This is a genomic window from Pseudoalteromonas sp. 0303 (assembly GCF_013349995.1).
Lineage (GTDB): Bacteria > Pseudomonadota > Gammaproteobacteria > Enterobacterales > Alteromonadaceae > Pseudoalteromonas.
In genome coordinates, this window is record NZ_JABVXF010000034.1 from 38,254 (window position 1) to 48,556 (window position 10,303).

The following is a 10,303-nucleotide window of genomic DNA, read 5'->3' on the forward strand; positions in this document are numbered from 1 at the left end:
TAACCTAATTACTTTTAAAATATGAGCGGTAGATTTTTTTGTTATTTCCAGAAGTGTGAGTGTTAAATAGATCAGCGAAATCTGATGTATCAGTAAAGAGTCGATTTAGCTCGGTCAGTAGGCATTGATTGTTTAGTGGTGTTGGGCATTTTTGGGCAGCGCTAACAAGTGCAACAGCATTCAAATAACCTTCAAATATAATTCTATTCGCACTAGTGTGATAAGGCTCTATATCTTCAATAAATTGCTTACACCAAGGGTTTTTACAGTTATTTGGGTCAGGTACCACTTCAGTGACCATAATGTTGGCGGGCTGCTTAATTCGCTGATATAAATCATGACTCGATACGAAAGACACCGAAGTATAGTCTGGGTTGAAGCTTTGTTTGTTTGCAGCGTTAACAAATTCAGCGAGAGGCTTGTAGGTGCCGACTAAACAAATTGCGGTTGCATTACTTTCTTTTAGAAGCGCTAAAGCTTTTGAAATATCATCACTATTGCGCTTAAACCGTGCGACTTCTACAGGTTTAATACCATGTATTTTTAGGGCGTTAACGAGATTGCTCTCTACCATATAACCAAACTCATCGGCTTGGATCATTAAGCCAATTTTTTCATGCTTACGCTCTTTAACTAGGTAGTTAATTTGCTCTATGGCTTCATCTTGGTAGCTCGCACGAAGATTAAATACATTCGGCATTGAGCTGTTATGTAAAAAGTCAGCGCCTGTAAATGGCATGAGAAATGGAATACGGTGTCTATCTAGCAGGGGCTTAATTGCATGAGCTGTTGGCGTGCCCATAGAGCCAAAAATCGCATGGATCTTTTGATCAAATAAAAACTCGCGGGTATTCACTACGGTATTTTTTGGCTCATAGCCATCATCAGCTAAGATCAGATCGATACTTTGGCCATTAATACCGTTTTCTTTGTTGATTTTGTTAAAGTAAATATTACTGCCAAGCGCTAGCTGTTCACCTATTTGCTTAGCAGGTCCAGTCAGTGCCGTCGACATCCCGAGTTTAATGGTAGGTTGTTCGTGTTCAGCTAAAGCTAACTGAGATAGTAGCAAGGCATAAAAACATAAACACTTAATGGCTGTTATTTTGAAGTGATTTATAGTGAGCATACCAACCTTGCACTGCGGTTTTGAACTGTGAGTCTAAGTCTTTTTTACCTGTAAAACCGGCTTCTTCGATCAAGCTATTTACAGGGGTTTGCTGTAATACTAGTCGAATAAGGATGAATTTTGTATGTTCATCTAATAAATTTAGACTAATTGGTGTGCTCCAAATCATTTTCCATAGCAATGGCTGTACTTGGAAGAGGTTAATGTCACCGGTTAACAGTCGCTCAGCTCTTGTATTTAAGGCAGAAGATAAGGAACTTTTTGGTAAGCCTTTGAATAGTTCTGCAATAAGCTGCCAAGGAAGTGAGCTAAAATGACCAAGGAGTTGCAAAGACAGGTCTTGTTTAAATTCCTCTATTAAGAGTGCTGCGCTATCTGTGCTTTGCTTACCTAACGCTTTAATCACTAAAGCAGCATGTTCAGCCGTTGCTTTGTCATGACTAAATCCAAGCTTAACAATATTAAAGCCATTACTTTGCCAAAACTTAACTAACGCTGCATTGGCGCCAAAACTGGCACCAAAATAACTGCAATTATTTAATTGGCTTTCGCAGTAGTTTAACAGGGCTGAGCCAATACCTTGTTGATGACATTCAGGTGCAACAGCTATTCTCACAACTCTCGCTGAGCGTTTACACAAGTCTTCTGTATTTCCGCTCAATTGAGTCAGAGTTTGCGCCATTAAATGACCATGAGGCCTGCGCTTTCCTTTTATTACTTGCTCTGCGATTTCTGGTGCTAAGCCACCCTCAATAGCGATTAAGCAAACGGCTTTTAATGCATTTTCTTGTTTGCAGATCGATAGCTGTAACTCTGGGGCATCAAGCAATTGGCGTAAGTCGTTTACCGTGGTTTGGTAATGAGCCAACGCCAGTAGCGCCATAACTTGGCTAAGTAGCTGCTCATCATCAACAAGTTGCTCTTTGCTTATGTTTTCAAATTGGTAAGACTTACCACTCTGCGTATCTAGGTACTTTGCATCGAGAAGTAATAGTTCGCGTAGGCTATTTTCGAGAGGGTCATGTTTAGCAAAACGAATTGGCTCATCCAAAGTAATAGTCTTTAGCGATTTATATTGGCTACGTAAGTAATGTAAAAAGCGCAACGTGTAACCACGCCCATTCCCTTCATAACCAACCATAGTGCTCGCAAATACGATTCGTGGATAACTTTTTAGTATCTCTAATAGCATAGGAACCGGAATCGCCGCAGCTTCGTCGACAAATAACAGATCGCAGTCTGGCTTTTCATGTAGCAGTATATCTGGCGCAATATAGCTAAGGTTAGCTAGTTGTTTACAGTTTTGCTCTTTGCTAACACCAAGCTCAGTGGCTAAATGCTTAAAACTTGTTTGTACGGCTTTGGCTTGGGTGGCACAAATAAGGATTCTTTTATCTTGAAGACTTGCTGCTGCAATCCCTAAAGCAGCTGACTTACCACGACCTCGGTCTGCACTGATCACAAAAGGACGATTAGCGCGCCCTGTTGCGGTTTTAATAATTTGCTCAACACATGCTTGTTGTTGCTGATAATTTATCTCAGCAGTTGCTGGCGATACTGATTGGTAAGCAGGGAGCGAGTGTTCAGTAAAATAATGTGGCTGCAACTTTAGCTTGGAGAATAAACGCTGATTAAAAAAGCTGTGTTTAATTTCTTCGCCATAAGAGGTAATACTAGTGAGTGCAGGGTCTTGCCACTTATCGTCATCGGGCAGCAACAGTATCAGTACACCACCTGCTTTTACGGTACCTGCAAGCGCGGCTAGTTTATCGGCATATAAGCCGCTAAAACCATCAAAAATTGCGTGATGAAACTCTTGACCAAGAATTTGGTGAGCATGTTTTGGAAACTCACTATTTGCTAATAATGAGTTGCTACTGAAAACATAGGTATTTTTAAGCGCTAATTGGTTTGCAAACTGATAGCACCAAGTTTCGCTGCCTTGCACAATGACAAGCTGGCGATGCTTTGCGATCACCAGCTCATTACACAGTGCTGTTAAATACTCATTATAAGGCTTGAAGTCTTGCATACTGTGTTACAAGCCATTTGCTGCCTAGGTCATCAAAGTTCACTTGAATACGTGACTGTGCGCCGCTACCTTCGTAATTGAGTACGGTTCCTGCGCCGAACTTGGCGTGTAATACGCGTTGTCCTAAGTTAAAGCCGCTATCTTCAAATGCGGCATGTGTTACTGATGGACTAAAGCGACCTGCCGCGGGTGGTCTTGAAACCTGTGTTTTAATACGAATTTCTTCGATACAGTCTTCTGGCATTTCACGTAAAAAGCGTGATGGGCTGTGGTATTTTTCTTGGCCGTATAAACGGCGACTTTCTGCGTGGCTAATGTATAGTTTTTCCATCGCGCGAGTCATACCAACATAGCAGAGGCGGCGTTCTTCTTCTAAACGGCCAGACTCTTCATTACTTTGTTGCGATGGAAACATGCCCTCTTCAACACCAACCATAAATACCAGTGGGAATTCTAGGCCTTTTGCTGAGTGCAGTGTCATCATTTGCACCGCGTCTTCGTGCTCGTCAGCTTGACCTTCGCCAGACTCTAGTGAGGTATAAGCCAAAAATCCCTGTAGTGGTGAGCTGAACTCTTCATCTTCAGGGAGTTCGTATTGACCACAAGCACTGATAAGCTCTTCTAAGTTTTCTACGCGGGCACGGCCTTTTTCACCTTTTTCAGCTTGATACATTGCCATTAACCCTGAGGTTTGAATGGCGTATTTCGCTTGCTCTTCTAAGGTGAGATCGCTGATTTTATCTTCGATATGCTCAACAAGTTCTAAGAATTTAGTGACGGCACTTGCTGCACGGCCAGATAGATGCTGCTGCTCTACAATAGCCTTTGCGGCATACCAAAGTGGCAATGATTCATTGCGCGCGCAATCACGGATATGGCTTAGCGTTTTATCACCAATGCCGCGGGCTGGGGTGTTAATAACGCGCTCGAAAGCAGCATCATCTTGACGGTTACCCACTAAACGTAAATATGAAAGCGCATCTTTGATCTCTTGACGTTCGAAGAAGCGCATACCGCCGTAAATACGGTATTTTAAGCCTTCTTGTAGCATTGCTTCCTCGAGTACACGAGATTGCGCATTGTTACGGTATAAAATGGCTGCGTCTTGTAATGCATTACCTGCATTTAGCCAGCTACGTAATTTGCTGCTAACAAAGCGCGCTTCATCTAATTCATTAAACGCAGCGTAAACAGAAATAGGCTCACCATCATTGCCGTCTGTCCACAGGCTTTTGCCCATGCGTTCAGCATTGTTTTTGATCAGCGCATTTGACGCTTTTAATATTGTTGCCGTTGAACGGTAGTTTTGTTCAAGGCGAATGGTTTCGGCTTCGAAGTCAGTTAAGAAGCGTTTGATATTCTCAATTTTTGCGCCACGCCAGCCATAGATACTTTGGTCATCATCACCTACGATCATAATACTGTTGGTGTTACCTGCGAGTAATTTTAACCAAGCGTACTGGATTGTATTGGTATCCTGGAACTCGTCTACCAGCATGTGGGCAAAACGCTGTTGATAGTGACGTAAAAGAGTAGGGTGATTCTTAAGTACTTCGTAGCAGCGCAGCAGTATTTCTGCAAAGTCGACTAAACCTGCACGGTCACAAGCCTCTTGATATGCAGCATAGACTTTCAGCATCATTTGCTCATTAATATCGTAGGCTTGAATGTCTTTAGGACGTAGACCTTCATCTTTTTTCGCGCTGATATACCAACCAAATTGTTTTGCTGGCCATTTTTTATCATCGATGTTCATCGCTTTGAGTAAGCGTTTGATCATACGTTGTTGATCGTCAGAATCTAAGATTTGAAAGCTTTCAGGCAAGTTCGCTTCACGGTGATGGGCGCGTAAAATCCGATGAGATAAGCCGTGGAAGGTACCAATCCACATACCACCAACCGGTGCTTTTAACGTTTCTTCTACACGGGTACGCATTTCTTTCGCGGCTTTGTTAGTGAAGGTTACCGCAAAGATGCTGTATGCAGAAGCTTGCTCAACTTGCATGAGCCATGCGATGCGATGAACAAGTACTCGAGTTTTACCAGAACCTGCACCTGCAAGTACCAGCATATTTTGCAATGGGGCTGCGACTGCATCCCGTTGTTTATCATTTAAGCCATCGAGTAATTCAGAAACGTCCATCGTTACGCCTTTTCAATCTATAATGGGTGGAGTATAACAGGTGTTTATGCAAGGCTAAATAAAATACTGTTTTTATAAACAGCTATTTTGGCAAGTTATTAAAATTGTAAATGAAAATTGTGAATTTGACCGATTTTTAGCAAAAAGAACTAAAATTAAAATAACGCTACTTTTTAACACTTTGATTTGTAAGTCATAATAAGTTGGCATAAAGTGTGATTATAAAAAGTATAATCATTAAAAACTACAGAGGTTAGTATGGCAGAGCAAGGTTCTGGCGGTAATGTAATCGCAGCAATATGTAATATCTTTTTTCCTGGTTTAGGACAATTGGTACAAGGTCGTTTAATGGCGGCTATTGCATTCTTTTTAGCATGGGTTATTAGTGGTGCACTAATTTATGTGGCAGTTGGTTTTATTCTACTGCCAATCGTATACCTATGGGCGATTATTGATGCTGCGCGCTTCAAATCGCGACTCTAGCTATTTAATTAGCACAAACTCGAGCGCCACTTAGGCGCTCGAGTTGTTTTAAGATGACAAAACTCGCTACGTTTAGCTGCAAACGGTATAATTAGCAGATAATGTATTAAGAGTACCCTCCATGGAATATCAATTTATCCGCGACCCTATTAGCGGCTTACGCATTAAAATTTCCTCTGAACACGCCATCATAGGCCGTTGGCTAAACGAAGAAGTCGGAAAAGAAAAAATTGCGATGGTGCAAGCGTTGATCTCTGCTGTTAAAAGCAGTCATGAGTCTTTAACCTTACAAGGTCAAGAAATTGATTTGATCTTAAGTAAAGACGAAGCGCTGTTCGAAGCACATGCATTACATCAAGACAACGAAGATTTAGTTGCTTATCAAGATGATGATTTAATGCTTGAAGAAGAGGGCTTGTGCAGCGGTTGTGGTTTTGAAGACTTTGTCGATTTAATTGAATCTTGGCAAGAATTTACACAAAGCCGATAAGCAGACACATGTTCTGCTTATCGGTTGCTAATTTATTGCTCACTCACTGATTTAACAGCGGCTAGTAATAAATCTTCTGTTAAGCGTACTTTGTAATTTGGGTTGGCGTATTGAAAATGAACTAACCCATTTGTATCTATCACGAATACTGCGGGTACTGGCAGTGCTACTTTTGGCTCACCTTCTAACGAGACAAAGTTAACCCCAAGCTTATTACGGTAAATCTTTGCTGTTTTGTCATCTAAATAAAATGCTAAACCTAACATTTGCGCCAAAGTAAGGCTGTCGTCAGAAAGCAATTGATAGCTAGGAGCAGTAATTTTTGTTTCAGCGAGTTTTTCAGGGCTATCTGGTGAAACGGCAATTAGTTGCGCGTCTAAGCTTGCTAATTCTTTCTCTATTTTTTGCACGCTGGCCAATTGTTTTGAACAATATGGGCACCAGCCACCACGATAAACAATCAGCACGGTAGTTTTTTCTTTAAAGCGCTCAGCTAGCGAGACGGTTTTACCGTATTGGTCTTTCAATTCAACATTTGGCACCGTTAAGCCAGGTAATAACGGACTAACTTGCTCTGCTGATTCGGCAATATTGGTTGCAGTTGCAGCGATAACGTGGCTTGATAGTACAAACAGTGCACTAATGAATAGAGATTTAAACATGGGCTTCCTCGGTTATTTTTATCAACTGCAAAGATGACCTGATTGTTACGGGATTTATTTCATCTTTACCTACATCAAACTCAAATTTAACTGTAGTATATAGGCAAATAAAAAATGCAAGTTGGGATAAAGAATGTCTGCTAATTTACAAAAACTCGTTGTTATGCTCGAGATGCAAAATGCGATGAATACCAAAGTTCATGAGCAATGGTTTAGCCAAGGTTTTGAATGGTATCGTGCAATTTGGGTTGAGTGTGCTGAAATGCTGGATCACTACGGTTGGAAGTGGTGGAAGAAACAAACCCCAGATACAGAACAAGTTATTTTAGAGTTAGTTGATATTTTCCATTTTGGTTTATCTTTACGCATTGATGGTGAAACCAGCTATGAGCAGTTAGCTGCGCAACTTGAAGCTGAGTTAAGTGCGCCAGTTCAAGCCGATGACTTTAAACAAACACTCGAATTATTAGCCGCGTCAGCAGTCGCTGAAAAGAGTTTTAATGCCGCTGCATTTGCAGGTTGTATGGCGCAAATCGGTATGGATATCGATGATTTATACCGTGGCTACGTTGGTAAAAACACCTTGAATTTCTTCCGCCAAGATCATGGTTACAAAGAAGGTAGTTATATCAAGGTATGGAATGGCCAAGAAGATAACGAGCACTTAGTTGAAGTGGTAAAAAGCCTAGATACAGAGCATGCAGATTTTGCAAAACTTGTATACCAAGGCTTAGAGCAGCGTTACCCGAAGTAATCATTCAACGGGTATAAGCTCGCGAAAATCGATGGTTGATAAAAAGCCATCGAACTGCTTATGCGGTTGCTGACTATCAGGGTTGGCAACCGCAAGTATATGACCAATACCAAACTCTTTTGCTGCATCTAGCACGGCAGGGCTGTCATCCACAAATAAAGTCCGTTCCTTATCAAACTGCCATTCTTGATGTACTTGTTGCCATAATGGTTGATGCTCTTTACTCACGCCATATTGATGAGTTGAGATCACCCCATCTAAGTAATTATCGATAGCAGTATGTTCAAACTTTAACATGGCACAATCTGGGTGCGCGTTAGTAAGCATGATCAATTGTTTGCCTGCTTTTCTAAGCTCAGTTAAAAACGGCGGAACATCTTCACGAATTCTGATTAAATGTTGAATGTCGCGTTTTAACGCCATAATTGGTAAATCAAGTTGTTGTTGCCAATAATCTAAGCAGTACCAATTAATTTGTCCGTGAACTTGTTGATAACGATGTAAAATGTCAGCTTTTGCTTCGTCTAAGCTGATTTTATGTTTACGCGCATATTGCTCGGGAATAACGGTTAGCCAAAAGTAATTATCGTAATGCAAATCGAGTAGGGTGCCATCCATATCTAACAACACAGTATCGATTTTTGACCAATTTAACATAGGCAATTCACTTTAAAAGATTTATGATGAGCATAACTGCCATGATAGCAAATTAATGCCAATGACACAGAAAAAGCATCCTACACCACCGCAAATTTTGTCTAATGAAGTTGTCGCTAAAAGTCGACTATTTACTGTTGAATCTCTCGAATTGAAGTTCTCAAATGATGAGCAAAGGCAATACGAAAGAATTCGTGGCGGTGGCAGAGGGGCTGTTATGATTGTGCCAGTAACGGCCGATAACGAACTGTTATTAGTGCGAGAATATTGTGCAGGCACCAATGATTATCAGTTGGGTTTTCCAAAGGGCCTGATTGACCCAGGCGAAACACCACAGCAAGCCGCAGACCGTGAGCTTAAAGAAGAAGTTGGTTTTGGTGCTAAGCATTTCGCTGAACTTAAAAAAGTCAGCATGGCGCCGAGTTACTTTAATGCCACTATGCATATTTTATATGCTGAAGATCTCTACCCTGAAACCTTACCTGGTGATGAGCCTGAACCGCTTGTCGTTGTAAAATGGCCAATAAGTGATTGGCAATCATTATTGCAACAAGAAGACTTTACTGAAGCACGAAGTGTCGCAGCTTTGCTATTATTAACAAAGTACTTAGAGTCGGGAGCGGGCAATGAATGATTTTTTAGAACCGTGTATTCGGTTAGCTGAGCAAGCAGGCGATGCCATTATGGCCATTTATCAGCAGGATGATATTGGTGCTGAGCAAAAGTCAGATCATACTCCGGTCACCAAGGCTGACTTAGCATCGAACGATGTATTAATGGCTGGTTTGAAAGCCATAGCCCCTGATATTCCAATTATGTCAGAAGAAACACCCATTCCGGCGCTGGCAGACAGAAAAGATTGGCACCGTTATTGGCTGCTTGATCCTATGGATGGTACTGGGGAGTTTATTCTCGAAAGCGGTGATTTTGCAGTTAATATCGCGTTAGTTGAAAATAATCGCCCTGTGCTGGGTGTTATTCATTGGCCAGCGAAACAAGTGACTTATTTTGCAAGCTATCAAAATGGCGCATTTAAACGTGAAAATGGCCAAGATCAGCAAATTTCGGTAGCAACACCCGATAACTTAACCTTAGCTGTAAGCCGCAGACAAAAAATTGAAGCGGTCAGTCAGTATTTAAATACTCAGTTTGCGACGGTGGCATTAGGCTCATGTTCATTAAAGGCTTGTATCATCGCAGAGGGTAAAGCTGATTGTTTTTTACGTATCGGGCCAACGGGTGAGTGGGATACTGGAGCGTCACAAGTGATTGTAGAAGAAGCTGGTGGCTGTATTACCGATGCCGAATTCAACCCGTTAACTTACAATCAACGAGAAAGCACAGAAAACCCTGACTTTATTGTGATGGGTCACCCTGATTGGGAGTGGCAAAAAATGATTAGTCCTCATCAGCGTGCTTTCTAGCTTTGTTTTGTGTGCTTTTTGTTCGTTTGAGTTAAATTTGTCACTATAACCCTTGATTTCTAATCTTATTGCTATATGATAGCGCTCTCTCTGAAACAGGGCAGCAATAACATGCTTATGTTACTCAGAGATTACAGGCGCGGGATGGAGCAGAATGATAAATCATTCGTCGGACTCGCTAATACCTGAAGTCGAAGGTCGTCGGTTTAAATCCGGCTTCTGGGACTCTAAACATACAGGCGCGGGATGGAGCAGCCTGGTAGCTCGTCGGGCTCATAACCCGAAGGTCGTCGGTTCAAATCCGGCTCCCGCAACCAATCTTTATAAAGATTGGTGTAATGTTGGAACTATAAAGGTCGTCGGTTCACTCTTCACCTTCACAGCTCCCGCAACCAATTCTTTGAATTGGCTGACTTCTTAAATTAAGTGGGAAGTAAAATAAACTTAATATTCAGGCGCGGGATGGAGCAGCCTGGTAGCTCGTCGGGCTCATAACCCGAAGGTCGTCGGTTCAAATCCGGCTCCCGCA

The 10,303-nt window shown here is 41.7% G+C and carries 10 protein-coding genes and 2 tRNA genes; 7 read left to right on the top strand and 5 right to left on the bottom strand.

Annotated elements, in window-relative coordinates; all coding sequences use genetic code 11:
* Positions 1 to 4: 4 nt before the first annotated feature.
* The 3 genes from HUS62_RS18090 to uvrD are packed head-to-tail and all read right to left on the bottom strand — an operon-like array spanning position 5 to position 5,304.
* Positions 5 to 1,129, bottom strand: a complete 1,125-nt coding sequence (locus HUS62_RS18090; RefSeq protein ID WP_175080687.1) for an ABC transporter substrate-binding protein — start codon at positions 1,127 to 1,129, stop codon at positions 5 to 7.
* Complete coding sequence (locus tag HUS62_RS18095; RefSeq protein ID WP_175080688.1) at positions 1,092 to 3,161, bottom strand: tRNA(Met) cytidine acetyltransferase TmcA; 2,070 nt, start codon at positions 3,159 to 3,161, stop codon at positions 1,092 to 1,094. Before HUS62_RS18095 ends, HUS62_RS18090 begins: the two co-directional genes overlap by 38 nt.
* Positions 3,139 to 5,304, bottom strand: coding sequence for a DNA helicase II (gene uvrD, locus HUS62_RS18100; protein ID WP_054563945.1), 2,166 nt, complete (start codon positions 5,302 to 5,304; stop codon positions 3,139 to 3,141). The genes HUS62_RS18095 and uvrD overlap by 23 nt, the downstream gene beginning before the upstream one ends.
* Before the next feature lie 258 nt (positions 5,305 to 5,562).
* On the opposite strand from uvrD, the gene HUS62_RS18105 reads away from it, so the two are divergent.
* Positions 5,563 to 5,787 carry a hypothetical protein gene (locus tag HUS62_RS18105; RefSeq protein ID WP_054554878.1) on the top strand — a complete coding sequence of 75 codons (225 nt, stop codon included), beginning with the start codon at positions 5,563 to 5,565 and terminating at the stop codon, positions 5,785 to 5,787.
* Between the two features lie 121 nt (positions 5,788 to 5,908).
* Positions 5,909 to 6,277 (top strand): YacL family protein, encoded by a 369-nt coding sequence (locus HUS62_RS18110; RefSeq protein ID WP_175080689.1) that lies wholly within the window; start codon positions 5,909 to 5,911, stop codon positions 6,275 to 6,277.
* 32 nt (positions 6,278 to 6,309) lie between these two features.
* On the opposite strand, the gene HUS62_RS18115 is transcribed toward HUS62_RS18110, so the two are convergent.
* The gene (locus tag HUS62_RS18115; protein WP_175080690.1) at positions 6,310 to 6,939 is read right to left on the bottom strand and encodes a peroxiredoxin-like family protein; all 630 of its coding nucleotides are present in this window, start codon (positions 6,937 to 6,939) and stop codon (positions 6,310 to 6,312) included.
* Positions 6,940 to 7,072: 133 nt separating this feature from the next.
* Between HUS62_RS18115 and HUS62_RS18120 the strand changes: the two genes are divergently transcribed.
* Complete coding sequence (locus tag HUS62_RS18120; RefSeq protein WP_175080691.1) at positions 7,073 to 7,693, top strand: dUTP diphosphatase; 621 nt, start codon at positions 7,073 to 7,075, stop codon at positions 7,691 to 7,693.
* Here the strand turns inward: HUS62_RS18120 and yrfG are convergent, their stop codons facing one another.
* Entirely contained in the window at positions 7,694 to 8,350 is a 657-nt protein-coding gene (yrfG, locus tag HUS62_RS18125; RefSeq protein ID WP_054563941.1) for a GMP/IMP nucleotidase, read from the bottom strand.
* Positions 8,351 to 8,411: 61 nt separating this feature from the next.
* Between yrfG and nudE the strand changes: the two genes are divergently transcribed.
* From nudE to HUS62_RS18145, 4 genes are all read left to right on the top strand, one after another.
* The gene (gene nudE, locus HUS62_RS18130; RefSeq protein WP_171040476.1) at positions 8,412 to 8,984 is read left to right on the top strand and encodes an ADP compounds hydrolase NudE; all 573 of its coding nucleotides are present in this window, start codon (positions 8,412 to 8,414) and stop codon (positions 8,982 to 8,984) included.
* Positions 8,977 to 9,774: a 3'(2'),5'-bisphosphate nucleotidase CysQ gene (cysQ, locus tag HUS62_RS18135; protein WP_055021754.1), complete on the top strand. Its 798-nt coding sequence runs from the start codon at positions 8,977 to 8,979 to the stop codon at positions 9,772 to 9,774. Before nudE ends, cysQ begins: the two co-directional genes overlap by 8 nt.
* A 240-nt stretch (positions 9,775 to 10,014) precedes the next feature.
* A tRNA-Met gene (locus HUS62_RS18140) sits at positions 10,015 to 10,091 on the top strand.
* A gap of 139 nt (positions 10,092 to 10,230) precedes the next feature.
* Positions 10,231 to 10,303 (top strand) — tRNA-Met (locus HUS62_RS18145).